Below are 23,709 nucleotides of genomic sequence, written 5' to 3'. Positions count from 1 at the left end.
GAGCGGGTGTCGCATCTCGCGGCGCGCGTGACGCCGGCGGCAGAAGGAAGCGGACTCGACAGTTCGAGAGAGAGGGGGAGCGCGGCTGCTCCACGCGACGGGCTGCTGCGGATAGACTACGTGGGACGCCATGCTGGAGATCCTGCGCAATGCTCATTACGTCGTCGTCGTCAACCCGGCGATGAAGCTCGCGAGGATCACGCGCAGCGCGGAGCCGTCCGAGTCTGTTGCGCAGTTCGAGGAGGGGTGGATGGAGGTGAGCCGGGCGCTCGACCGGGTCGGCCGCGACGGCCTGTCCCTGCTCGTGGACCTGCGCTCGGTGGTGGGGAGGAACGATCCAGCGTTCGAGGCGGCGATGCAGCGGTTCCGGCCCATCGTGATGAGGGGGTTCCGGCGCGTCGCCATCCTCGTGCGGACGCCCGCGGGGGCATTGCAGATCCACCGCCATTTCCGGGAGGACGGGGTCGATCGGATGATCGGCAGCGACGAGGCGCGGCTGCTCGAGTACCTCTCCGAGGCGCCGCCGCGCCGCCGCTGAGGGGGATCGCCACCGGCGGCTCGTCATCGGAGGGCGCTCACGCGCAGGGAGCGTGCGTTACGGGTCTTCCTTGCCGGGCCCCGGCGCGACCCACTTCGTCATGAGCCGGCGCTCGGCGTCTCGGCGCTCCTCAGAGGCCGACGGTGGCGCGGAAGAACTGGCCCTCTCCCTCGATGGCGTAGCCCCGCGAATCGAACGGGACGAAGATGGATCCGCCCTGGCGGAGAGCGCGGGTGACGCCGCGCGCGTCGGTCAGCGACGCCTGGCCGCGGGTGCACAGCACGATCTCCGGGCCGCGCCGGTCGGCCGTCCTCCAGGTGGACGCGGCGTCGAGCTCGATGCGGGAGAGCCGGAACTCCGGCGCGGGGGTGTCGTAGAACGACTCTGCGCCGGCCTGGCGCGGCGCGACGGGCTCGACGCGCCACGGGGAGAAGTCGAGGACGCGCACGAGCTCGTCGACGTTGACGTGCTTCGGCGTGAGCCCGCCGCGAAGCACGTTGTCGGAGCTCGCCATGATCTCGATTCCGACCCCGTGCACATAGGCGTGCATCCGGCGCGGCGGCAGGTACAGCGCCTCGCCCGGCTCGAGGTGAACGTCGTTGAGCAGGAGCGCGATCACGACGCCGATGTCGCCCGGGTAGAGCTCGTGCAGGCGGAGCGCCCAGCCCGAGGCCCGCGCGAGCCAGCCGCCCGCCTGCGCGCGCGCCCGGCACGCCTCGACGACCGAGGAGACGACCTCCCGCCGCGCCGCCGGGTCGAGGGCGAGGAGGCCCTGGAAGAGCCGCGCGACGGCGGCCGCGTCGACAGGCGCGGCGCCGCGCGGGACGAGCGCGTCGGCCGGACCTCCGGTGAGGAGCGCGAAGACCTCTGGCAGGGCGGCGGCCGGACGGAAGCCGCAGAGCGCGTCGAACGGGGTGAGCGCGCAGAGGAGCTCGGGCTTGTGGTGCGGGTCGCGGTAGGTGCGCTCGGGGGCGTCGATGGGAATGCCGGCCGCGTTCTCCGCGTCGAACCCGCGCCGCGCCTGCGCCTCGTCCGGGTGCGCCTGCAGCGACAGGGGCTGGTCGGCCGCGAGCACCTTGAGCAGGAAGGGGAGCCGCGCGCCGAAGCGATCGACGGTCGGGCCGCCGAGGAAGGCGTCCGCGCGGCCGGCGATGGCGTCGATGAGGCGCTCGCGGCTTCCGTCGAGCTCGATGCTCGACGAGGCCGCCGGGTGGGCTCCCATCCAGAGCTCCGCTTGCGGCCTGTCGGAGGGGCCCTGTCCGAGCAGCGTCGCGATGGCCTCCCGCGAGCCCCAGGCGTACTCCTGAACACGGTTCTCGAGCGAAAACATGGGCGGCTCCTGTGAGGCCCACCCTACAGGATGGCTCCGGGAAAGTCAGCGATCGAGCACGTGGGCGATGCCGCCCTCCAGCGTCACCAGCGCGACGATGCTGGAGAGATCGGCGCCGAGCTCGACCAGCGTCTGTGCGATCTTCGGAGCCTGCCGCAGCTCGGCGAGCTCGCTGCGGAGCTGCTCGCTCCGCGCTCTCTGGGTCTCGTCGTCGCGCTGCAGAACGTCCCGGGGTGTATCGTCCTCAGCCGCGCTCAGCGCGCCTCGCATCGTATGCTCAGCTTGTCTCGCATCGTATGCTCCGCTGGCCGCTTCATGCGTTCTTCCCGCCTCACGCTGGGTGAGTATCCCAGGAAGCACAGCACGCGCCGAGGTGGCGGGCCTCGGGATCGTGGGACCGTTCCAGATCCAGGAGTGACGAGGTGCGGCCTCTTCGCGCGGCCCTCAGGGGCGGCGGCAGGATGGGGATGATCGGTGAGAACGTCCTGGTGGGGGGAAGCCGAGGGGCTCGGCGGACGAGAAGGAGACGTTCGGGATCGAGCCGCTCGGCGCCCGAGGCGGCGCGCGGCTCTGGCTTTACGCGATCCGGCGAGCGCTCTAGGCTCGCCGCATGATGACGACGAAGGACGACGCGAGGTTCACGCCCATCCTTGCGAGGCTGCGCGACGCCGTGCTGGCCTACCCCGAGGCGGTGGAGGAGTTTCCCTGGGGCGACCGCGTCGCCAAGGTGCGCGGGAAGATCTTCGTCTTCCTCAACACCCACGAGGGGAAGCTCACGGTGACCGCCAAGCTCCCCGAGTCGGGCGATGCCGCGCTCATGCTGCCGTTCGCGGCGCCGACCGGGTACAACCTCGGCAAGAGCGGGTGGGTGACAGCGCGCTTCGGTCCGAAGGACAAGGTGCCCGAGGCAATGCTGCTCGAGTGGATCGAGGAGAGCTACCGCGCGGTGGCGCCGAAGCGAGCGCTGCAGTCGCTGGACGGCGCGGCTGCGGTGGCGGGGAAGAAGGGGGCGCGGGAGGGCGCGGCGGGCAAGAGAGGAGCGAAGGAGAAGGCCGCTGCGGCGGGGAAGAAGGAGGCGAAGGCGGCGGCCGGGAAGAAGGAGGCCAAGGCGGCCGGGAAGAAGGAGGCCAAGGCGGCGGCCGGGAAGGCGGGAGCCGGGGGGCGCGCTGTGGCGAGCAAGGGGGCGAAGGCGGCGGCCGGGAAGAAGGGGGCGGCTCTGGTGAAGCCTGCAGAGCCAGGGAAGGCAGCGCCGGAAAAGGCAGCGCCAGGCAAGAAAGCGGCGCCGGCGCAGAAAGGGACGGCTGGGAAGAAGGGGACGGCGGTAAGGCCCGCAGCGCCAGGGAAGAAAGCGGCGCCGGCGCAGAGAGCGAAGCCCACCCGGAAGTAGCGCGCGGGATACCCGCTCACGCTCCACCTGGCGTCCGATGTGGCGCCAGCGCACAGCGAACCGGAACGCGCCCAGCTTCGGCCCGAGGCGCGCCAGAGCCGCGGAGAGGTCCGAGGGCTTCACTCCGCCGAGAGCTCATCGGGGGTGAGGAGTCTATTGACGCCCCACGTACAGCACGAGCCCGGCGAGCTCGCTGTCGCAGTGCCGCATGGCCTGAGAAACGTCGTATGCTCCGAGAATGGCCAGCGTCGACAGTGGTCGGCTCCTGCTGGACCGGGTACAGGCTCGATACGGTGAAGACCGCCTGGTGTTCGGCCTTGGTGTTCTGGCGCGCGCCGAAGGCCGCTTTTGCGTGGCCGATGTGAGCGCCGAATCATCGCCTTCCCAGCGGCATGATCCGGGGGTGCGCTGGAACCCCCTGCCAGCCCATCCATGCGCAATGGCAGATGAATGCCGCTGCTCCATGCTGTGCCGATGTTGCTTGTGGGGATACCTATCGTGTTCCAGTAGCCCTGAGGACCCAGGATTCTCTCGTGGGCGCCCGGGTCTATCGCCGCGGGCGGCCCGCTGCCCCCTTCTGGCACCCGCGCCTCGTCCGTCCGGAAGAGCGCGAGCCCGGCGCCGCCGGTGGTGCCCTCGCGCGCTGCGCTCGCGGTCGAGCTGCCGCGGGGACTCCGTTCCACGTGGACGCGGCGACCCTCGCGGACGATAAGAGCACCAAACGCCCCGGAGCCCTTCGGAGCGTTCCTCCACGGCTTCCGCCTGAGCGCGTTGTCCGCGCGCGTGCGGCGAGTGTAGGATCTCGCGCGCATGCAGACCCGAGAGATCGATGTCGCCACGCCCGACGGCGCCATGAGCGCATATGAGATCATCCCCGATGGCGAGGGCCAGCGCCCCGCGATCGTCTTCCTGATGGACGGCCTGGGCTACCGCGCCGGGCTGAAGACGATGGCGGAGCGGCTCGCGAGCCACGGCTACCACGTGCTCCTGCCCGACCTCTATCACCGCGTGGGCAAGCACGTCCACTTCGAGCCCGCCGTGATGACGCAGCCCGAAAAGATGGGCGAGATGCGCAAGCTCATCGGCAACCTCACGCCGGACATGCTCATGAGCGACGTGGCCGCGTGCCTGGACGTGCTCGCCTCGCGCGCGAACGTCGACGCGACGCGCGTCGGCGCTGTCGGCTACTGCATGGGTGGTCGCAACGCGTTCATCGCGGCGACGCGCTTTCCCGATCGACTGCGTGCGACGGCGTCGATCCACCCGGGCGGCATCGTCACGGCCGACCCGGCGAGCCCGCACCTCTTCGCGGGCCCGGCGCAGGCGCGCATGTACTTCGGCATCGCGAAGGACGACGTCTTCTTCACGAAGGAGCAGGCAGAGACGCTGGAGCAGACGCTCGCCGCGCTGGGCAAGCGCTACCAGATCGAGCACTACGAGGCGCGCCACGGATGGGCCGTGATCGACACGCCGGTGTACGACGCGGCGGAAGCGGAGCGCCACTGGAAGGCGATCCTCGCGCTCTTCGCCGAAGAGCTCGGCGCGTAGCGACGCGGGCGTGGGCATGTGACCGCGACGACTGCGGCCTTCTGGCGTGCGCTCCTCGACGCTCCCGCTCGTTGACGGCGGCAACTACACTCCGCGGGAGCACATCGATGCGCCAGGACGAGTCATCCATGGAAGTGTCCTCCGACGCGCGGCGGCCTGCTGCCCGGGGGCCTGCGCCGCGCTGGCGCCGGCTCCGGGCGGTCGTGCTCGCGAGCGCCGTGCTCTACCTCCTCGGGGTCGTCGCGGTCTGGCTCGCCTTGCCCCTCTTCGGTGACCGGTGGTGGCCGGCGACGCTCTTCCTCTTCGGTCCGCGCCAGGTCATCGCGCTCCCGCTCCTCGCGATCGTGCCCGCCGCGCTGCTCGTGCGTCGCCGCGCCCTCATCCCGGCGGCCCTCGCGTCGCTGATCGTGGTCGGGCCCATCCTGGGGTTCACTGTCTCGGTCCCGGGCCTCGTCGGCGGGGCGGGGCGCGGCGACCTGCGCGTCGCCTCCTTCAACACGGGGAGCCGCCCCATGAGCATGGATCGAATCAAGGGCTTCGTGGCCGAGGCCCGGCCCGACGTGCTCGCGCTGCAAGAGTGCGGCGTGCCCGAGCCGGAGCTGACAGCGGCCTTTCCGGGGTGGTTCGTCCACGTCGACCGCGGGATGTGCCTGGTGAGCCGGCACCGTATCCTCGAGGCCGAGTCCAGGGATCGCCGCGATGTCTGGGACGCGGGAGGCCACGGCGCCATCCTCCGCTATGCGATCGCGCTGCCGGACCGCGCGACAGTCGCCGCGCCGTCCGGCTCGCCCGGCCCGGGCGCGCCGGAGGCGCCGCAGCCGGAGGCGCAGGTTCCCCCCGGGACGCGCGCCTTCAGCCTCGTCAACCTCCACCTGGAGACGCCCCGCGAGGCGATCGAGGCGCTGATGCACGGCCTGTGGAAGCAGGCAGCGGAGCACGACCGGGTGATCGCGCTGCGCGTGTGGGAGTCCGAGCTTGCCAGGCGGTGGGTGGACGAGGCGCCTTATCCGGCGATCGTCGTCGGCGATCTCAACATGCCTGTCGACAGCGCCATCTACCGCCGCTTCTGGGCGGGATTCGAGAACGCGTTTTCTCGCGCCGGGCTCGGCTTCGGCGCGACGAAGCGGACGCGCTGGTTCGGCATTCGCATCGATCACGTGCTCGCCGCGCCGGGCTGGACGACCGAGCGCGCCTGGATCGGCCCCGATCTCGGCTCGGATCACCTCCCCATCCTGGCGGACCTCCGCTGGACCGGCGCCCTGCCCGGGGGAGATGCCCTGCGCGCGCGGCCCAGGTAGCTCGTCAGCTCAGGAAGGCCTCACCTGGGCCCCTCGTCAGCTCAGCGCCGGGCAGCCGGCTCGGCCGCGGAAATGGGCCCGCCCACCGCGGTGCGGAGCTCGGCCAGCGCCGTCCGGTAGTCGCGCACGAGGCGAAGGAACTTGACGCGCGCGGCGTCACGACGCTCTTCGAGCTTCAGCGCCTCCAGCGCGTCGATCCTCCGGCTGTCGAGCGCGCGCGCGACCTCGACCCCGGCGCGCTCGGCGGCCGGGAGCGCGCGGGCCCTGAACTCCTCGACAAGCACCCCCGCCGCGCGCGCCTCCCGGAGCCTGTCGCGCACCTCCCGCGCCACCCGCTGGACCTCCGCGGCGAGCATCCGCTCGGCCGCGACAGCGTCCGCGTCCGCGGCCTCGATCGCGCTCGAGTGCGTGTCGAAGAGCGGCAGCTCGATCCCCGCCTCGAACGTCCAGCCGTGCGGGTCGCGCGTGGAGGGCGTGAACTCGTAGCCGACCTCGATGAACGAGAGCCACGGCCAGCGCAGCGCGCGCGCGAGCGAGCCCTCCGCGTCCGCGGCGTCGACCTCGGCGGCCGCGAGCGCGATCTCCGGGCGGCTCCGCAGCGCCGCCTCGACCAGCGCCTCCTCGGGCAGGAGCGCGACGAGCGGCGCCGACCCGAGCGGCTCGCCCACGAGGCGCACCGGCGCGTCGGGGTCGAGCCCGACCCGCTCGAGCAGCGCCCCGAGCGCGGCCCGGCGGCGCGCGCGCGGCTCGGCGCTCTCCTCCGTGGCCACCGCGGCCGCCAGCGCCGCCATCGCCTCGTCGACGGCCGTCCCGTGCGCGACGCCGACGAGCGCCCGCTGCTCGTCCGCGAGCTTCCGGCGCGTCGCGGTGACCGCGTCGAGCGCCTCGATCTCGGCGTCGATCAGCATCACGTCGTCGAACAGCCAGCGGACCTCGGCCTCGAGCTCGAGCTCCGCGGTCCGCGTCTCCGCGCGCGCGGCGGCCACGTCCGCGCGCGCGGCGTCCGCTGTCGCGCTGGCCTCGCCGGGCCTGGGCGGGCGCACGCGGACGCCCGCGCTGATGCGCGGCTCCTGGTCGAGATACTGGTCGAGGCGGATCTGCGAGACGCGGATCTCCGGGTTCCTGTAGGTGCCCGCCGACTCGGCGGCGACGCGCGCCCGGGCCGCGACCTCGCGCGCGCCCATCGCCGCGAGCGTCCCGCTCCGCTGCTTCGCCATCGCCACCGCGTCGTCCACGGTGAGCTCGCGCGGCGCGGCCCCGCGCCCCGCGCGCCCGTGCGCGCTCGACTTCGCCTTCGCTTGCGCCTGCGCCTCGCGGTACAGCGCGACCGCCCGGTCACCCGCCTCGAGGCGCGCCGGCGCAGCGCACGCGGCGAGCGAGAGGCACGCGATGGTCGACAGCGCCGACAGCGTCCGCGCGCCGCTCAGCCCTGCCACGGCAGCTCCAGGAACGAGGGCACGTCGGCGCCCGCGTCGAACACGATGAGCAGGTTGCCGGGCGACAGCGAGAGCGAGATCCCCTCGGGCTTCAGGCCCGGAAAGCGCCGCACGAGCAGGGGCGAGAGGACGCCGGCCTGGGGGCGCGGGACGCGGAAGAGCGCCCCCGCGTCGCCGTCGGCGGTGGACGGCGTCGACGTGATCGCGAGCGAGCCGTCCGGGAGGAAGCACAGATCGGAGATCCCGCCCGGGGTGGGCGTGCCGCCGAGCTCGACGTCGACGCGCGCGCGCGCCCACAGCGAGAGCCCGGCGCCTTCGAGCCGCTTCGTGTCGAAGAGCGCGCCCGGCGCGTCGAGCTTCCAGAGGAGCGCGTTGCCCTGCGCGTCGAGCGGCGACTTGAGCCCGAAGTAGAGCGCGCCGTCCCGGTAGACCATGCCCTCGATCTCGAGCGGGCGCGTGCCGCCCGGCAGCCCGAGCCCCGCGAGGACCGCGGGGTCCGCCGCGTCGAGCAGCTCCGCGAGGTGCACCTGGCCGTCGACGCGGAAGCCCCGGCCGTCCGGCTTCAGCCGGAGCAGCGCGGTGCGCGCCGTCTTGCGCTTGCCCTTCGCGCTGTAGCCCTGCGACGAGAGCAGGTACACGTCGCCGCCGTCGCCCGCCGTGATCGACTCGATGTCGACGAGCTGCTTCACGCCTGTCACCGGCACCGGCTCCAGGGCGACGGCGCCGGCGGCGGACATCGCGAACAGCCAGGGCGCGCCCTCGTCGGCCTCGTCCTTGTGACCCGTGTCGTCGCTGACGAGCAGGTACCGCCCCTCCGCGGGGCGGGGCAGGACGCCGGACGGCTCGAAGCGCGACCGCTGCCGCAGCGCGGCCGGGATCGTCATGCGGCGCGCCTCGGAGCCGGCGCGCTGCGCCGCCGCGGGCACGACCGGCGACGCCGACGCCGCGGGATCGCCAGGCGCGGCCTGCGCGACGGGAACGGCGGGCAAGCCCGGCGCGGCGGGCAAGACCGGCTCGTCGGCCCCCGACGGGCGCTCGAAGGTGACCTCGAACGCCTGGCCGGCGAGCAGATCGACCGGGTGATCGAGCGCGATCTGGACGTCGCGGCCCCACGCCGGGAGGTTCAGCGAGGCCCAGCAGCGCGTCGGCAGCTCGAGCACCACCGGACCGACCGTGATGGCCCTGCCGATGAGCGGCGCCCCGCTCCGGCCGCGCACCCAGGCCTTCGCGACGTCGCCCGCCTGGACGTCGAGCGCCGCGCGCTCCGGGACGCAGGCGACGATCCGGCCCCTCGAGCTGACGAGCTCGACGATCGGATCGCCCGGCACGGCCACGTCGCCCGGCCGCTTGCGGATCGCGGCGACGCGCCCGGCGTGCGCCGCGCGCAGCACGGTCTGCGAACGCAGCATCTCGAGCTGCTCGACCTCCCGCCTCGCCACCGCGAGATCCGCCTCGATCTTCGCCGTCTGCGGGCCCGCCTGCTCGCGGAGCTTCTTCCGGCGCTCCTCGGCCGCCGCGATCTGCGCGCGCAGGAGCTGGATGGTGTGGGGCTTCTCGCGCGCGATCGCCGCGACGCCGGCGCGCTGCACGTCGAGCGAGCCCAGATCGTCGATGCTCGCCTGCCGGTCCTCGACCAGCCGCTTCACCCGGGAGATCTCGCCGGCCAGCACCTCGCCCTCGGCGCTCGCGCGGCGCTGCTCTTCGACCTCCCGCGCGAGATCGCGCTGCAGCCCCTCGACGTTCGTCGCGATCTCCTCCTCGAGCCGCGCGAGCTCCGCGGGGATCATCGCCTGGAGGCGCGCCTCCTCGGCGCGCGCCAGCGCGAGCTCCGCGTCGACCGAGCCGCTGTCGAGCGTGACGATCACCTGACCCGGCGCCACCTCGGCCCCGACCTCGACGTCGATCGACCTCACGCGCCCGGCCTCGACCGCGGCGATCGCCTCGATGTCGGACTGCGCGAAGGCGACGATGCCGCCGCTCGGCCCGGTGGAGAAGTAGAGCCAGGCCGCGAGGCCGAGGGTGCCCGCCATCGTCAGCGCGGGGACGGCGGAGGAGATCGCGGATCGAGTTCGCCCGGAGATGTTCATCAGAGGTCCAGCGTCGGTTCCTGGAGCATCAAGCTCACGTCCTCCACCCCGGGCAGGCCCTGCAGGCTGGTCACGAGGGGGACGCGCATGTCGGGGTGGTGCACGCTGATCTGGTAGGCGTGCTCCATGACGGTGCCCTGCGCGGCCTCGCGCAGGGTCACGAGGGAGAAGCTGCGGCAGTGATCGCGGAGGATGGTCGTGATCGCGCCGGAGATGTCCGCGCCCGCCTGCCCGGCCGGCGCGACGAACCGGAGCAGCCCATCCGGCTGCTTGCGCGATCCGTAGCCGGTCACGTGGAGCAGCAGCGACGCGCCGGCGAACATCCCCGCCCCCGCGATCGCCGCGCCGTAGGCCTGCGCGCCGCTCGCCATGCCGATCGCGAGCGACGCGAAGACGAACACGACGTCGCGCGGATCGCGCATCGTCGTGCGGAACCGGATCGCCGAGACGCCCCCCGCGATCCCGATGCCCGCCGCGATGTTGTTGCCGACGGCGAGCATCAGCGTGCACGTGATGATGCTGCCCATCGCCATGCTCTGGACGATGGTCCGCGAGTACGAGAGGCCGCGGAACGTGAGCATGTAGACGCCGGCGATGCCCTGCGTGAGCCCGAACGCGACCAATAGGGCGATGAGCGCCTTGCGCCACTCGACGGCCCCGCCGTGCGAGAGCGTCGCCAGTACGTCCATCACAGCTGCAGCCCTCCCTCGGCCCGGGCCCCGCGCACCTCCGGGAGCGTGAGCTGCGCGGTCACGCTGTAGCAGTACTTGGAGAACGAGCGCCGGACGAGCTCGAGGCGCCGCACGAGCGCCACCATCCACGCGGGCGGCATGCGCTCGAACTTGAGCTCGAGGACGCAGACCGGCTCGTACGTCGACGTCTGCACGGGGTGGTCGACGGGGCGCCACCCCCCGCGGAGGGGCGCCTCGAGATCCAGCTTCTCCCTGCGCTGGCACACGATCTTCCGGTCGAACGTCAGGCGCGCGTAGCGGTCGATCGTGCTCTCGTAGGCCTCGCGCTCGTAGTCGACGAGCATCCTGGGCTTCAGGTCGTGGCGGTGGACCGCGGTGATGAACTTCTCCGTGCCCTTCCGCACGTGGGGCGGGAGCTTGTCGAGCACGGCGGGGCTGCTGCTCGTGAGCAGCTCTTGCCAGCCGTCCGCCGACACCGACGCGCGCGACTTGATGATCACATCCTGCACGCGCCGCTTCACCTCGAGGAAGACCGGGCTGTTCTTCCCGGGGTAGGTGCGCACCCGCACCTTGAAGCGATCCCGCTGCTCGCGGTCGTTGGCCCAGTAGAGATCGAACCCGGTCGTGTCGAGGTAGAGCGACCGGATGCGGTACACGCCGCGCTCGTCCGCGTACCGGTCCCGCCGGCCTACCGCGCAGGCCGTCGCGCGGATCTCCGGGATGAGCCGTTCGGGCACCAGGTACTTGAACTCGTATCGTTCGATGAGGTCCAAGAACGCCGCCCTCCTCGAGCGTGAAGGCGAGGCCCGCGGCGGCGCGGACCTCGAGGGTCAAGGCAAGGCCCGCGGCACCACCGCGAGCGTCACAAAATTGTTACTGTACAACGGTGATAATGACACAAAGAACGCCGAGCGCTGCAAGCGGAATCCATCGCAAGACCCCGAGATCCCCGCGCTTTCCCGGTGGATTTCATTCGACGCGCACAGTTACAGCGCCAGCGCTGGCGCGGCGCTCGGCGGGGCTCGGGCTGGCGCTGGCGCTGCTCGTCTCGGGCTGCCAGGGCTCGGGTCCGCCGGCGCCCCTGCGGAGCTCCGGCTGCCCTCGTTGCGGCGCTGTCGCGCGGGTCGGCGACCTGCCGAAGGGCGACCTCGACGAGTGCTCGGGCCTGGTCGCGGGCGGGGCGCACCCGGACGCCCTCTACCTCCACAACGACTCCGGCGACGGCCCACGCTTCTTCGCGATCGGGCTCGACGGCGCGCTGCGGGCAGAGATCGAGGTGGCCGGCGCGGCGGCGGTCGACTGGGAGGACGTTGCGCGGGGCCCGTGCAGCGCCGGCGGGGGGAGCTGTCTGTTCTTCGGAGATATCGGGGACAACGACCGCGAGCGCGATCGCTATGCGTTCTACGAGGTGAAGGAGCCCGACGCGCTCGATGGAGCGCCGCGCTCGCTGACCGCGGAGGTGATCCCGTTCGCGTACCCCGACGGGAGCGACAACTCGGAGACGCTGCTCGTCCACCCGATCACCGGGGCGATCACCGTGGTGACCAAGGTCAAGAAGAAGGGTACGTCGGGCGTCTACGAGCTGCCGGCGAGGCCCGCCGCCGGCGCCACAGCGACGCTCGTCCGGGCGGGCTCGGTCGAGGCGCCGACGGGGAACGCGCGCTTCACGGGGGGCGACGTGCACCCGGACGGCACCGGCGTGCTGCTCCGCACCTCTACCCACGTATTCTTCTATCCGATGACGCCGGACCAGACCGTGGCCCAGGCGCTGGCCGGGATGCCGTGCGACATGCCGGTGGCCGATGAGGAGCAGGGCGAAGCGATCGCATGGCTGCCCGGCGGGTGGGACTACGTGACGATCGGCGAGGGGAGCGAGGCGCCGATCCACCGCGTCTCCTGCGAAGCGCCCTGAGCGCCGCCGGCCGACTCGGTCCCTCCGGCGAGGTCCTCGCTCACCTCGTTGGGCTAGAGTCCTTCGTTGAGCCCGAGGCCGCTGACGTCGGGCACAGGGATACACGCCGCCCGCGCCGTCGCCGGTGTGGATGGTAAGAGTCCAGTGTCCATGTTATTATTTGCCATGACTGAAATTCACGCCTCACGCCGCGCGCGCATGGTCTTGCTGAGCCTGGCGCTCCTTGGCTGCGGCGATAGCGAGGACGACGGCAAGGGCAGCGGAGACCCCGGGGCCACGAGCCGCGGCGCCGGCGGGGCAGGGGGGAGCGGGGGTGATGGCGGGAGCGGCGGCGGTCCAGCCGCGCTCGACCCGCGCGTCGAGGCCTGTTTGCGGATCAACGCATGTGACGCGGACGGCGGGACGCCGGTGGGACTCCATGCTTGCCTGGGCCACGCGCTCGACGAGCGGTGGGCGTGGGCGACCGTCGGTCCGGGGCGGCTCGGCCTCGCGGCCATGCAATGCAAGCTCGCGGCGACCGACTGCGCCGGCGTCCGCGCGTGTACGCCGGCGGCCGGGGACTTCGCCGCGGCATGCAGCGAGAGGGCCGGCTCCGATCTGTGCGAGGGCGATACGTGGGTGTTCTGCGACGACATGGGCGCGCCGATCGCCGCGATGGACTGCGCGGCGGCCGGGCTCTCCTGCACGTCCGAGCTCTTCGCCGGATGCGGGGCCGAGCCGTGCGACTACGCCACCACGCCGCCGGCGTGCGATCCCGAGGACAAGGACGTGCTCATCGAGTGCAGCGCGGCCGGCTTCCTGACCCGGGTCCACTGTCCGGCGGCACATGCGATCTCGGCAGCGACGAGGCGTGCGACGGCGCGCTCCTCCGGTTCTGCGACGGGGGGACGCCGGCGGCGATCGACTGCCGGGCCGCTGGCTACACCGGCTGCGCCGCGGCCGAGCAGGGCGGGCGCACGGTCGCTCACTGCACGCCGTGACCCGACCCGCGGAGGTGCGGTGATCGCGCATCTCGGATTCTTGATCGCCAGCAGCGCTCGATGCCGCGATCACCGCCGCGGCGATCCACCTGTTCGACGGCACCATGGAGGGGCAGGCGCGCATCCCGACGTGCTCTCCTGCGTCGCGGCCGCGGGTGACATCGGCGGCGCCCTGCGTTAGCATCGCTCCCCCGGTGAGCAGCCCCCACGCCTCGCCTCGCACACCGCCGCGAGGTGGCGCGCGCGACGGAGCCTACATCAAGGAGAACCAGGTGCGACACGGTGCGATCTTGGGCGCGGCGTGGAAGCTGATCTGCATCGCGGTCGCGAGCGCCGCTTGCGATCCCGTGGTCAGGTCGTTCGACGGCGAGGCCGCCTCCACGGGCGGCCCTGCCGAGCCCGAAGGCGAGTGCGGTGACGGCCGGGTCGATCCGGGCGAGGTCTGCGAGGACGGCAACACCACAGACGGCGACGGCTGCGACAGCAACTGCACGCCCACCGGGTGCGGCAACGGCGTCGTCAGCGAGGCCGAGGGGTGCGACGACGGCAACACAAGAGACGGCGACGGCTGCGACAGCAACTGCACGCTCACCGGGTGCGGCAACGGCGTCGTCACGCGCGGTGAGACCTGCGACGACGGCAACACAAGAGACGGCGACGGCTGCGACAGCAACTGCACGCCGACGGGCTGCGGCAACGGCGTCACCACCAAGGCCGAGGCGTGCGACGACGACAACCGCGAGGACGGCGACGGCTGCGACAGCAACTGCACGCCCACCGCGTGCGGCAACGGCATCGTCACGACCGGCGAGCTGTGCGACGGTGAGGAGCGCTGCCGCGAGGACTGCAAGGCGCTCGTCTACCTCCCGACCGACGTCCGCGGCATTCGCAAGTTCGCCGGCGGCGAGCCGTTCCTCCTCGGCTTTTTAGCGATCAAGTCGGGCACGGAAGACCGCACCGTCGCGGAGTTCAGCCTTGGCGAGCTCCCGCCGACGAGCACCTCCGTGCAGCTCTCGATCGATCTGCAGAACATCGACGAAGGGGGGACCGAGGGGTCGATCGACGTCTACTGGTACTCCGCAGACGGCGTCGTCAACCCGGACGACTTCAATGCGGGCGAGCACTACAGCAGGCTGCCGGCCAGCGCGTCTTTCCAGACGGTCTCCGTGGACGTGAGCTCCCTGGTGGCGACCCTGCGCATGGGGTTCTCGTCCCTCGGCGTCCGTCTCTCGACGGCGACAGCCGACCGTTACAACCTCGATCAGCAAAACGCGCAGCCGCCGCGCCTCGAGGTGCTCTCGAGATAGCGCGGGCGCCAGGCGCTTGCGGCGGCGCGCAGGCCGCTCCGGGGGGCGCGCGCTCCGGCGTTCCAGAGCCGCTTTCCGTCATCCACCGTCGTCGTCCCGGATCGTGCCCCCTGGTAGACTGGAGCCGAGATCGATCGTTTGCCCATCTCCTTGGCTTCGGAGGTTCCATGTCCTCTCGTTCTCGCGCGCTCCCGCCCGCGCTCGCTGCCCTCGGCGTCGCCGCCCTCGTCTCGCTCCCCGGGCAGGCGCGCGCCGACAGTCCCTACGCGATCTCCGGCGGGCTCTTCATGTCGCTCTCGTTCGGCCAGCAGCTCGCCTTCGGCCTGGGCGCGGATCTCCGCGCGACGGCCCTCCTGAACACCGGCAGGCCGTCCCGCGCGGGGGAGATGGGACTCGGTCCGTTCGCGCAGGCGACATGGCTCAACTTCTCTGCCGGCCGCTTCGCGGCCGGCATCCACGGCGGCAGCGATCTCTCCGACGACTTCAGCGATACCCCCTACAGCATCGACGGCGAGCTCGGATGGACGTACCGCACCCGCTATGACGACGCGCTCCCGGGGCAGCACGGCTTTCACGTCGGTGTGATGAGCGCCGTGTTCAGCCCGGTGGCCCTCGATGTCTCGGCGCGCGCTGCCATCCCGCTGTCGGGCGAGCCGTTCGTCCCCGAGGGGACGTTCGGCCTGGGCCTCCGCGTCACTCCGCCGTTCGGGGTGCGGTCCGAGATGATCGACGGCCGGCCGCTGCGCACCGCGGAGGGGGTCGTGCTCCCGCCGGCGCTCGCGCTGGGTCCTGCGGCCGTGCGTCCGGCGCGGCTCGATCGCGCGACCCGGGCCGCGCTCGCGGGCGCGTGGCTGGACAGCGCGCGGGCCGAGTGCGGCTCGATCCCGGCGTTCCTCGCGCTGGCGCGGGATCTCGCGGCCGTCGGCGCGCCCGCGTCGCTCGTGGCGCGGGCGCTCGCCGCGCTCGGCGATGAGGTCCGCCACGCGGCGCGGTGCAGCGAGATCGCGAGCGCGCTCGCGGGGTGGCGCCTCAGGCCGGCGCTGCTCCCGCCCCCGCCGGCGCGCGACGCGGACCGGCGCGCGGCGCTCGTGCGGATGGCGCTCGAGGCGTGGCACGACGGCTGTCTCGGCGAGGGCGCGGCGGCGGCCCGGGCGCGGCTGTCGCTCGCGGGGGCGTCCGACGGGGCCGTGCGCGCCGCGCTCGGCGAGATCGCGCACGACGAGGCGCAGCACGCCGAGCTCGGGTGGCGCGTTCTCGCCTTCTGCCTCGCCGAGGGCGGCCGCGAGGCGCGCGAGGCGATCGGCGACGCGATCGCCGGGCCCGCGCCCGCGCCGCCCGGGGACCACGTGGAGGTCGAGGGCGAGCGGGAGGAGACGCAGGCCTTCGGGCAACTCCGGCGCGCGCAGGCCGACGCCGCCTGGGACGAGACGTGGGCGGCGGCGCGGCGCGACGGGGAACGGATGCTCGCCGCGGCGTGAGCGGCGGCGGCGAGCGCGCGCGAGAGCCCGTCCTGTGATGGCACGCGGGCGATGTGGCGTGTCGGACACGCGGGTCGATGTGGCGTGTCGGAGAGGATGTGGCGTGTCAGAGGGGCAGACAGGAAAGCAGCTCTTGCGTGCACAACGACCGTGCACGTCGCACCCTGGAATCCCAGGGTGCACCCCTTGCTGACGTCTCTACCGTCGTCGCGCCTGCGCGGCGCACGAGCTCAGGGCGAGAAACCCCAGGGGACCACCGCCCGGCGCACCGTCCTCGTTGTCTCGGCGCCGGAATAAACATGCGTGTGGAGATGGCCCTGGTGCCGCTCGCACCAGAGCGTCGCCCCGCCGCTCTGGTTGCGCGCAGCGAGGCAATCCGGGCAGGGCGGCTCGATCTCGGGGACGCGCCAGGAATCGTCGTGGTGCTTGTTCCGGACGACGCAGACGGGGCACCCCGCGGTACGCACGACGCGCTCGGCGACCGAGCCGAGCACGAGGCGCTGTACGCCCGTGCGCCCGTGCGTGCCCATCACGATCAGATCCGCGTCGATGTGCGCCGCGAGCCAGACGATCTCACGCGCCGGTTCGCCCGTGAGCAGGTGCGTGACCACGCGCTGGACGTGCGCGGGCCGCGACGGCACGGCGAACTCGTTGACGGCGCTGGTCGCGAGCTCCTGGAGCCGCGTCGCGGCGTCCCTGTCCGCCACCGTCACCACATGAACCTCGCCGCCCGTCTCCTCCGCGTTCGCCAGCCACAGCGCGCGGAGGAGCACGCCGCGGCTCGCCGGCGAGAGATCGATCGCCGCCAGGACGTTGAACGGTCGCGCTTCGCTCGAAGGTCTCGACTCCATCGGTTCCTCCCTTGGAATGTCCTCGTGGACGAACCGCGACCACGCAACGTCCGTGCCCCGCGCGGCCGTCCCCGCGCTCAGCTCGCCGCCGGGCCGGCCTTCCGCTGCGCGCTGTCGCAGACCCAGCGGACCACGCCCGGGAGCACGCCCTGCGCGATCGCGCTCACGCGCGAGCCGACGTCGGGGTAGATCTCGAACCGACCGCGGGCCATGCCGTCGGCCATGCTGCGCGCCACCGCGTCCGGCTCCAGCGTCTTCACGTTGCCCGCGATGGCCTTCGTCTCCGCGGGCTTGTGCTGGTTCTCGAACGCGAGCTGCGGCGTGTCGGTGTCGGGCGGCATGCACACGCTCACCCGGACGCCGTGCGGCCACATCTCCGCGCGCAGCGCCTGCGAGAGGCCGATCAGGGCGAACTTGCTCGCCGCGTAGGGCGTGTAGCCGTAGATGCCGATCACCCCCGCCAGCGACGAGACGTTGAGCACATGGCCGCTGCCGCGCGCCACCATCGCCGGCAACACCGCCTTGCAGAGGTGGACGGCGCCGAAGAAATTCACGTCCATCATGCTCCGGAACTCCTCGATCGGCAGATCGAGGAAGCGCCCCGGCATCACGGCCCCCGCGTTGTTCACGAGGTGATCGATCGGCCGCTCGGCGAGCCTCGACTCCATCGCCCGCGCGACGTCCTCCGCCCGGCTGATGTCGAGCTCGAGGACGTCGACCCGCGCCGACGGGTGCTCGCGCCGGATGCCCACAGCCGCCTCGTCGAGGAGGGCGCGGCGGCGCGCGACAAGCGTCACCGCGGCGCCGTAGCCCGCGACGAGCCGCGCGAACGAGAGGCCGATGCCGCTCGAACCGCCGGTGACGACGACGCTCTTGCCCTGGAAGTAAGTTCGGGTGTCCATGCAGGGGCGGAACCTACTCCAGGACAGCGCCCGACGCGAGGCGATCGCGCGGCGCGCGGAAGCACGTCAGCGCGCCCGGCAGCTCAGCGCCCGCGCCGCCGCTCCTTCAGCGCGTCCTTCAGCAGGCTGCCGGCGGCGGCGCCGATCGTCTCGACCCCGATCCTCGCGGCCGCCGTCGACGCCGCCTCGACGGCCCCTCGAAGCGCACGACGGGTCTTCTTCATGACGGCTGAACGAGCTCGACCTCCGGGTGAGCTCTCCCCGAGACGCCATTGGCCAGCTTCGACACGCCCAGCGAGCTCGCCCAGGCCTTCACCTTGCCGGCCACGGTCGTGCAAGCGCTGGACAGATAGCCTCTCGCCTTGCCGCTGCACAATCCGGCCGTGAACACAGCAGCGAGGCTCGTCACGGCGACCACGGGCTTGAGGACCTTCCGACCGAGCTTGCCGAGCTTCTTCTTTTGCTTCTTGGACAGCTTCGTCTTCATGCCGATGAGGCCAGCACGCTGCATGCCATGCATTGGAATTTGAAATGCTGTGACAGCGGTGACGAGCTATCGTGACGCGCGCCCGTGACCAGGGCATTATGCCTCACTGTGGTGAAAATGCGCTGCCTCCGGATCGCACCCGCATCGAGGCCGAGGCTGCCCGCCGGGATGCGTGACGCCTGCCACCTGCGCCCACCCCACGGCGGCCGGGCGAGCCTGCGCGCGCGTCAACCACGCGCGCGCGGCGTGATGTTGTTCAGCTCACATGAGCTGGCCGAGCTCCGGTCCCCGCCGCGCCGCTCGCGCGCGGCCGCTCCGGGCGGAGCCGCTGGCGATCGGCGGCGAGTTCGTTTACTCACCGTTGTAAGCAGGCTCATGCGAGGTCTCAGGTAAGACGGGGCGCCGAGATGCGCGTGGGAGATGTCATCGACCGTCGCTTCCAGATCGAGCGCCTCGCCAGCTCGGGGGGGATGGGCGACGTCTACCGCGCCGTCGATCTGACAACGAACGAGACGGTGGCGCTCAAGGTCCTGCAGCGCCGGGGGCTCCAGGAGGCGGTCCGGTTCGCGCGCGAGGCCGAGGCGCTCGAGGCGCTCACCGCGCTGCGGCACCCGGGCATCGTGCGCTACATCGCGCACGGCGCGACCGAAGCGGGGCAGCCGTTCCTCGCGATGCAGTGGCTCGCCGGCGAGACGCTGACCGAGCGCCTCGCGCGCAAGCCGCTCACGATGAGCGAGAGCCTCGCGCTCGCCTCGACGCTCGCCTCGACGCTCGGCGTCATCCACCGCGCGGGCCTCGTCCACCGCGACCTCAAGCCGAGCAACCTGCTGCTCCCCGGCGGCGCGGTCGAGGGGGTCACCCTCATCGACTTCGGCGTGGTGCGCCTCGGCACCATCGACCGGCACCTCACCATGCCCGGCACGATGCTCGGCACCCCGGGCTACATGGCGCCGGAGCAGGCCCGCAGCGAGCCGGTCATCGACGCGCGCGCCGACGTCTTCTCGCTCGGCTGCGTGCTCTTCAAGTGCCTCACCGGGCGCTCGGCGTTCCAGGGCGCCGACGGGCTCTCGGTGCTGATCAAGGTCATCCTCGAGGATCCGCCGCGCCTGCGGGAGCTGCGCGGGGACATCCCCGAGGCGCTCGACGACCTCGTCGCGCGCATGCTCGCGAAGGCGCCCCAGGCGCGGCCCCGCGACGGCGACGCGGTGGCGGCCGAGCTCCTCGCGCTCGACGAGCTCGGCGCGGGCGCGGTGAGCAGCCGCCCCATGAACACGGTGCGCGGCAGCGAGATCACGACGAACGAGCGCAAGATGATGTGCATCGTGCTCGCGCGCGACGTGACCGGCGACGCCGAGGCGACGCGCTCCCAGGAGGAGGACCTCGAGCGCAGCAAGGCGCTCATCGCCGTCGCCGAGCGGTACCAGGGCGAGCTCGAGATCCTCGAGTCCCGCTCGCCGCTCATCGTGCTCACCGGGGGAGGCGCGCCGACCGACCTCGCGGCGCAGGCCGCGCGCTGCGCCCTCGCGCTGAACGCGCTGCTCGGCTGCGTGCCTGTCGCGCTCGTCACCGGCCGCGCGGAGATCTCCGCGCGGCTGCCTGTCGGCGAGCTCATCGACCGCGCGGTCCACCTGCTGCCGCCCGCGCGCGCGCCCGCCGGCGCGGACGCGGTGCGCATGGACGAGGTGACAGCGGGGCTGCTCGGCTCGCGGTTCGACGTCACGCGCGACAAGGGCGGCCTCCGCCTCCACGGCGAGCGCGAGGCGCTCGCGACGACGCCGCCCCTGCTCGGCAGGCCGACGCCGTGCGTCGGGCGCGACCGCGAGCTCGCGCTCCTCGAGGCAGCGTTCTCGCACTGCGTCGAGGAGTCGACGCCGAGCGCCGTGCTCGTCACCGCGCCCGCGGGCGCCGGCAAGTCGCGCCTGCGCACCGAGCTCCTGCGCCGGCTGCGCGACCGCGGCGAGGAGATCGAGGTGTGGTTTGGGCGCGGCGATCCGATCAGCGCCGGCTCGGCGTTCGCGCTGCTCGCCCCGGCGCTCCGGCGCGCGATCGGCCTGTTCGACGGCGAGCCGATCGAGGCGCGGCAGCGCAAGATCCGCGCGCGCGTGGAGCGGTACGGCCAAGGCGACTCGGCGCGCACGGCGGCGTTCCTCGGCGAGCTCCTCGGGGTGCCGTTCCCCGACGGCGACAGCGTGCAGCTCATGGCGGCGCGGCGCAGCCCGGTGCTGATGAGCGACCAGATCCGCCTCGCCTGGGAGGAGCTGGTCCGGGCCGAGTGCTCGGCGAGGCCGGTGCTGCTCGTGCTGGAGGACCTGCACTGGGGCGATCTGCCGAGCGTGATGCTCGTCGACTCGGCGCTGCGCAACCTCGGCGACCAGCGGCTCATGGTGCTCGCGCTCGGCCGGCCCGAGGTGCACGAGCTCTTCCCGAAGCTCTGGGCGGGGCGCGGGGTGCACGAGGTGCAGCTCTCGGGGCTGCCGCGCCGAGCGAGCGAGCGGCTCGTGCGGCAGGTGCTCGGCGAGGACGTGGCGCCGGAGCTGCTCGCGATGATCGTCGACCGCGCGGACGGCAACGCGTTCTACCTCGAAGAGCAGCTCCGCGCCGTCGCAGACGGCAAGGGCGCCGACCTGCCCGAGACGGTGCTGGCGATGGTGCAGGCGCGCATCGAGGCGCTCGACGTCGAGGCGCGGCGCGTGCTGCGCGCGGCGAGCGTCTTCGGCCAGACGTTCTGGCAGGGCGGCGTCTCGGCGCTCGTGGGCGGGGGGCAGGTGGCGTCGAAGCTCGTCGAGCTGGAGCAGCGCGAGGTGATCGCGCGGCGCGGCGAGGGGAGCCTGCCAGGCGAGGTCGAGTACAGCTTCCAGCACGCGATCGTCCGGGAGGCGGCGTACGGGATGCTGACCGAGGGCGACCGGCGGCTCGGGCACCGGCTCGCGGGCAACTGGCTCTCGCGGGCGGGGGCGGCGGACGCGATGGCGCTGGCGGAGCACTTCGAGCGCGGCGGCGAGCTGTCGCGGGCGGCGTCCGCGTACTGCCGCGCGGCCGAGCAGGCGCTCCGCGCGCAGGACCTCGCGGCGGCGATCGAGCGGGCCGAGCGCGGGATCGCGTGCGGCCCCACGCCGCACACGCTGGGCGCGCTGCGCCTCGTCGAGGCCGAGGCGCACGTGTGGCGCGGGGAGCTCGCGCTCGCGGAGCAGCGCGGGATCGAGGCGGTGGACCGGCTCCAGGCCGGGTCGGCGGCGTGGTTCTCGGCGCTCAAGCAGGTGGCTGTCGCCGCGGGCAAGCTGGGCGGCTTCGAGCGGGTGGAGCGCTGGATGAGCGTGGCGCAGGCCGCCGAGGCGGCGGCGGAGGGCGCGCTCGTGGCGAAGCACATGTGCCTCGGCGAGGGCGCGCTGCTGCTCGTGTTCGGCGGGCGCTACGCGTTCGCGGACGCGCTGATCGAGGCGGTCGAGGGCGACGGGACCGACCTCGCGGAGCGGGAGGTCGAGGTGGCGGCGCGGCTGCACGAGGTGCGGTCGGTGCGGGCGCTCGTGAACGGCGATCCGGGCGCGTGCCTGGCGGGGCTCCGGGCGGCGCTCGCGGCGTTCGAGCGCGCGGGCGACCGCGGCAACGCCTGCGCGGTCCGGATGAACGTGGGCTACATGCACGCGGAGCTCGGCGATTTCGCGGGCGCGGAGGAGGTGCTGCGCAGCGCGCTGGCGGGCGCCGAGGGGATGGGGCTGCACGAGCTGGTGGCGGCGACGCTGAGCAACCTGGGGCACGTCCTCGGCTACCAGGGGCGGATCGACGAGGCGCAGCGGACCGAGCGGGAGGCGATCGCGCTGTCGCAGCGGCTCGGGGATCCGCGCCAGGAGGGGAGCGCGCGGACGTACCTCGCGCGGATCGCGCTGATCGCGCGGGATTACGAGGGGGCGGAGCGGGAGGCCCGGACGGCGGCGGAGGTGCTGCAGAGCGCGCCGCCGCTGCGCGCGGCGGCGGTGGCGGAGCGCGCGCGGGCGCTGCTCGAGATGGGGCGGTTCGACGAGGGGCTGTCGGCGGCGGGGGAGGCGTTCTCGATGCTGAGGGCGATCGGGGCGATCGAGGAGGGGGAGTCGTCGGTGCGGCTCGTGTACGCGGAGGCGCTGGCGGCGAACGGGATGGAGGCGGACTGCGCGGCGGCGATCGCGGCGGCGCGGGAGCGGCTGCTGGAGAGGGCGGGGAAGATCAGTGATCCGGTGTGGAGGGAGCGGTTTCTGACGCTGCCGGATAACCGGAAGACGCTCGCGATGGCGGAGAGGTGGCTGGAGCACCGGACGGCGTGAGGGGGCGCGAAGGAGAGAGAGAGATTTGAACCACAGAGGCACAGAGGGCACAGAGGAGAGAGAAGAAGCTTTTAAGCTCTTCTCTCCTCTCCCCTCTGTGCCTCTGTGGTTCGTCTCTCTCTGATCCGCTCTCGGACCAGCCTGCGGGCGCTCAGTCGTCGCGGGGCTCCACGGGGAGGCCGGCGTTCTTGCGGAGGGTGGCGCGGAGGGCGTCGAACGCCTCGCTGTAGGTCTTCTGGGCGGCGGCGATGCGCTCGTCCATGGCCTCGTCGATCTGCTTCGCCTGGGTCGCGGAGGAGTCGAGCATCGCCTTGCTGCGGCCGAGCTCCTCGATGCGCGCGTCCGAGGCCTTCCGCTCCTCGTCGGTGCGCTTGCCGGACGACTGGAACGCGCGCTCCGCCGCGATGGCCTCGTCGATGGACACCTTGATCGCCTCGATCTCCTCGAGCATCCGGCGCAGCCGCAGCTTGTGCTCGACCATGTCGATGTGCACGAGGTAGCTCGTGAAGCTCACGGCGTCGGCCTGCTTCTCGAGCGCCGCGGCGTTCTCCTTGCCGAGCGAGGCGCGGTGGCGATCGATGCGGCGGTGCGCCTCGTTGCGGTCGCGGACGTACTTCTCTAGCTGGCGCTCGACGCCCTCCGCGAGCGCGTGGGACGTGGCGCCGGTGACGTCGACGTCGCAGCCCTTCTGCTTGACGACGTACTGCGCGGCGCCGCTCACCTTGCGGGTGAGGTCCTCCTTGTTGTCGTTGAAGAACGCCACGGCGCCGTCCACGGCGCGCACGCGCTCCACGTAGTCGTAGCTCCGGCCGGCGGCGTCCGCCTGCTCGATGACGTCGACCACCACCTTCCAGTCCGGCTCCTTGAGCTGGTCCGGGTAACCCTGGAACTGGTCGGCGGTGCGCTTCGCGATGTCCTCGCGATCGCTGAGCGACGTGGCCGTGGCCTGCAGCTCGGCCGGATAACGCTCCGCGTAGCCGCTCTGCGACGCCGAGGAGGCGATCTCGGGCTCCGGCTTGGGGGCGCTACAACCAAGCGCAAAGAGGTGGCCGGCCAGGAAGAGCGCACCGGCGACGAGGCGGGGTCGGTTCATAAGCGCACGCCTATACTCCAACTCCACCCCGGCCGGTCCACCTCGCGCGCCCTCCGGGCGCCATCGAGGAGACCTGATATCCGGAAGG

At 72.7% G+C, this 23,709-nt stretch carries 20 protein-coding genes; 9 read left to right on the top strand and 11 right to left on the bottom strand.

Annotated features, from left to right (window positions below):
• Positions 1-130 precede the first annotated feature (130 nt).
• Positions 131-538 carry a hypothetical protein gene (locus tag WMF42_RS23770; RefSeq protein ID WP_434040852.1) on the top strand — a complete coding sequence of 136 codons (408 nt, stop codon included), beginning with the start codon at positions 131-133 and terminating at the stop codon, positions 536-538.
• 130 nt (positions 539-668) lie between these two features.
• On the opposite strand, the gene manA is transcribed toward WMF42_RS23770, so the two are convergent.
• On the bottom strand, positions 669-1,868 hold the full coding sequence (gene manA / locus WMF42_RS23765; protein ID WP_061606204.1) for a mannose-6-phosphate isomerase, class I: 1,200 nt from the start codon (positions 1,866-1,868) through the stop codon (positions 669-671).
• Between the two features lie 45 nt (positions 1,869-1,913).
• Entirely contained in the window at positions 1,914-2,138 is a 225-nt protein-coding gene (locus WMF42_RS23760) for a hypothetical protein (RefSeq protein WP_437684887.1), read from the bottom strand.
• A 340-nt stretch (positions 2,139-2,478) separates the two neighbouring features.
• Between WMF42_RS23760 and WMF42_RS23755 the strand changes: the two genes are divergently transcribed.
• From WMF42_RS23755 to WMF42_RS23745, 3 genes are all read left to right on the top strand, one after another.
• Complete coding sequence (locus WMF42_RS23755) at positions 2,479-3,255, top strand: MmcQ/YjbR family DNA-binding protein (RefSeq protein ID WP_437684885.1); 777 nt, start codon at positions 2,479-2,481, stop codon at positions 3,253-3,255.
• Positions 3,256-4,065: 810 nt separating this feature from the next.
• Positions 4,066-4,803, top strand: a complete 738-nt coding sequence (locus tag WMF42_RS23750) for a dienelactone hydrolase family protein (protein WP_061606207.1) — start codon at positions 4,066-4,068, stop codon at positions 4,801-4,803.
• A gap of 128 nt (positions 4,804-4,931) precedes the next feature.
• Entirely contained in the window at positions 4,932-6,101 is a 1,170-nt protein-coding gene (locus WMF42_RS23745) for an endonuclease/exonuclease/phosphatase family protein (RefSeq protein ID WP_233561107.1), read from the top strand.
• Between the two features lie 41 nt (positions 6,102-6,142).
• Here WMF42_RS23745 and WMF42_RS23740 read toward each other — a convergent pair whose 3' ends face one another.
• The 4 genes from WMF42_RS23740 to WMF42_RS23725 are packed head-to-tail and all read right to left on the bottom strand — an operon-like array spanning position 6,143 to position 11,089.
• Positions 6,143-7,537 (bottom strand): TolC family protein, encoded by a 1,395-nt coding sequence (locus WMF42_RS23740; RefSeq protein WP_437684882.1) that lies wholly within the window; start codon positions 7,535-7,537, stop codon positions 6,143-6,145.
• On the bottom strand, positions 7,525-9,624 hold the full coding sequence (locus WMF42_RS23735; RefSeq protein WP_437684880.1) for an HlyD family secretion protein: 2,100 nt from the start codon (positions 9,622-9,624) through the stop codon (positions 7,525-7,527). The genes WMF42_RS23740 and WMF42_RS23735 overlap by 13 nt, the downstream gene beginning before the upstream one ends.
• Positions 9,624-10,313, bottom strand: coding sequence for a DUF4956 domain-containing protein (locus WMF42_RS23730; protein WP_437694332.1), 690 nt, complete (start codon positions 10,311-10,313; stop codon positions 9,624-9,626). The genes WMF42_RS23735 and WMF42_RS23730 overlap by 1 nt, the downstream gene beginning before the upstream one ends.
• The gene (locus WMF42_RS23725) at positions 10,313-11,089 is read right to left on the bottom strand and encodes a polyphosphate polymerase domain-containing protein (RefSeq protein ID WP_233561108.1); all 777 of its coding nucleotides are present in this window, start codon (positions 11,087-11,089) and stop codon (positions 10,313-10,315) included. Before WMF42_RS23725 ends, WMF42_RS23730 begins: the two co-directional genes overlap by 1 nt.
• Positions 11,090-11,208: 119 nt before the next feature.
• Here WMF42_RS23725 and WMF42_RS23720 point away from each other — a divergent pair, with 119 nt between their 5' ends.
• The 4 genes from WMF42_RS23720 (at position 11,209) to WMF42_RS23705 (ending at position 15,993) form a co-directional block, all read left to right on the top strand.
• Entirely contained in the window at positions 11,209-12,228 is a 1,020-nt protein-coding gene (locus WMF42_RS23720; protein ID WP_437684878.1) for a hypothetical protein, read from the top strand.
• 165 nt (positions 12,229-12,393) lie between these two features.
• Complete coding sequence (locus WMF42_RS23715) at positions 12,394-13,389, top strand: hypothetical protein (RefSeq protein ID WP_437684876.1); 996 nt, start codon at positions 12,394-12,396, stop codon at positions 13,387-13,389.
• Positions 13,390-13,402: 13 nt separating this feature from the next.
• Positions 13,403-14,515, top strand: coding sequence for a hypothetical protein (locus WMF42_RS23710; protein WP_437684874.1), 1,113 nt, complete (start codon positions 13,403-13,405; stop codon positions 14,513-14,515).
• A gap of 167 nt (positions 14,516-14,682) precedes the next feature.
• A complete protein-coding gene (locus WMF42_RS23705) occupies positions 14,683-15,993 on the top strand; it encodes a hypothetical protein (RefSeq protein ID WP_437684872.1) in 1,311 nt (436 codons plus the stop codon).
• Between the two features lie 230 nt (positions 15,994-16,223).
• Here the strand turns inward: WMF42_RS23705 and WMF42_RS23700 are convergent, their stop codons facing one another.
• The 4 genes from WMF42_RS23700 to WMF42_RS23685 form a co-directional block, all read right to left on the bottom strand.
• Positions 16,224-16,844 (bottom strand): universal stress protein, encoded by a 621-nt coding sequence (locus WMF42_RS23700; protein WP_061608641.1) that lies wholly within the window; start codon positions 16,842-16,844, stop codon positions 16,224-16,226.
• Positions 16,845-16,921: 77 nt separating this feature from the next.
• The gene (locus tag WMF42_RS23695) at positions 16,922-17,746 is read right to left on the bottom strand and encodes an SDR family oxidoreductase (protein WP_437684870.1); all 825 of its coding nucleotides are present in this window, start codon (positions 17,744-17,746) and stop codon (positions 16,922-16,924) included.
• A gap of 83 nt (positions 17,747-17,829) precedes the next feature.
• Positions 17,830-17,970: a hypothetical protein gene (locus tag WMF42_RS23690; protein ID WP_437684868.1), complete on the bottom strand. Its 141-nt coding sequence runs from the start codon at positions 17,968-17,970 to the stop codon at positions 17,830-17,832.
• A complete protein-coding gene (locus WMF42_RS23685) occupies positions 17,967-18,233 on the bottom strand; it encodes a hypothetical protein (protein ID WP_437684866.1) in 267 nt (88 codons plus the stop codon). The genes WMF42_RS23690 and WMF42_RS23685 overlap by 4 nt, the downstream gene beginning before the upstream one ends.
• Before the next feature lie 407 nt (positions 18,234-18,640).
• On the opposite strand from WMF42_RS23685, the gene WMF42_RS23680 reads away from it, so the two are divergent.
• Positions 18,641-22,528, top strand: a complete 3,888-nt coding sequence (locus tag WMF42_RS23680; protein ID WP_437684864.1) for a serine/threonine-protein kinase — start codon at positions 18,641-18,643, stop codon at positions 22,526-22,528.
• A gap of 151 nt (positions 22,529-22,679) precedes the next feature.
• On the opposite strand, the gene WMF42_RS23675 is transcribed toward WMF42_RS23680, so the two are convergent.
• Positions 22,680-23,621: a hypothetical protein gene (locus WMF42_RS23675; RefSeq protein WP_061608645.1), complete on the bottom strand. Its 942-nt coding sequence runs from the start codon at positions 23,619-23,621 to the stop codon at positions 22,680-22,682.
• Between the last annotated feature and the right edge of the window lie 88 nt (positions 23,622-23,709).

The organism is Sorangium sp. So ce176, from assembly GCF_051519835.1.
Lineage (GTDB): Bacteria > Myxococcota_A > Polyangia > Polyangiales > Polyangiaceae > Sorangium > Sorangium cellulosum_G.
This window is presented reverse-complemented; position numbering and strand designations above follow the sequence as displayed.

Excerpts from the sequence above, each read along its gene's own strand:
- WMF42_RS23770 (WP_434040852.1), top strand. The coding sequence starts at position 131 with ATGCTGGAGATCCTGCGCAATGCTCATTACGTCGTCGTCGTCAACCCG.
- manA (WP_061606204.1), bottom strand. The coding sequence starts at position 1,868 with ATGTTTTCGCTCGAGAACCGTGTTCAGGAGTACGCCTGGGGCTCGCGG.
- WMF42_RS23760 (WP_437684887.1), bottom strand. The coding sequence starts at position 2,138 with ATGCGAGGCGCGCTGAGCGCGGCTGAGGACGATACACCCCGGGACGTT.
- WMF42_RS23755 (WP_437684885.1), top strand. The coding sequence starts at position 2,479 with ATGATGACGACGAAGGACGACGCGAGGTTCACGCCCATCCTTGCGAGG.
- WMF42_RS23750 (WP_061606207.1), top strand. The coding sequence starts at position 4,066 with ATGCAGACCCGAGAGATCGATGTCGCCACGCCCGACGGCGCCATGAGC.
- WMF42_RS23745 (WP_233561107.1), top strand. The coding sequence starts at position 4,932 with ATGGAAGTGTCCTCCGACGCGCGGCGGCCTGCTGCCCGGGGGCCTGCG.
- WMF42_RS23735 (WP_437684880.1), bottom strand. The coding sequence starts at position 9,624 with ATGAACATCTCCGGGCGAACTCGATCCGCGATCTCCTCCGCCGTCCCC.
- WMF42_RS23730 (WP_437694332.1), bottom strand. The coding sequence starts at position 10,313 with ATGGACGTACTGGCGACGCTCTCGCACGGCGGGGCCGTCGAGTGGCGC.
- WMF42_RS23720 (WP_437684878.1), top strand. The coding sequence starts at position 11,209 with ATGACACAAAGAACGCCGAGCGCTGCAAGCGGAATCCATCGCAAGACC.
- WMF42_RS23715 (WP_437684876.1), top strand. The coding sequence starts at position 12,394 with ATGACTGAAATTCACGCCTCACGCCGCGCGCGCATGGTCTTGCTGAGC.
- WMF42_RS23705 (WP_437684872.1), top strand. The coding sequence starts at position 14,683 with ATGTCCTCTCGTTCTCGCGCGCTCCCGCCCGCGCTCGCTGCCCTCGGC.
- WMF42_RS23700 (WP_061608641.1), bottom strand. The coding sequence starts at position 16,844 with ATGGAGTCGAGACCTTCGAGCGAAGCGCGACCGTTCAACGTCCTGGCG.
- WMF42_RS23695 (WP_437684870.1), bottom strand. The coding sequence starts at position 17,746 with ATGGACACCCGAACTTACTTCCAGGGCAAGAGCGTCGTCGTCACCGGC.
- WMF42_RS23690 (WP_437684868.1), bottom strand. The coding sequence starts at position 17,970 with ATGAAGAAGACCCGTCGTGCGCTTCGAGGGGCCGTCGAGGCGGCGTCG.
- WMF42_RS23685 (WP_437684866.1), bottom strand. The coding sequence starts at position 18,233 with ATGAAGACGAAGCTGTCCAAGAAGCAAAAGAAGAAGCTCGGCAAGCTC.
- WMF42_RS23680 (WP_437684864.1), top strand. The coding sequence starts at position 18,641 with ATGCGCGTGGGAGATGTCATCGACCGTCGCTTCCAGATCGAGCGCCTC.
- WMF42_RS23675 (WP_061608645.1), bottom strand. The coding sequence starts at position 23,621 with ATGAACCGACCCCGCCTCGTCGCCGGTGCGCTCTTCCTGGCCGGCCAC.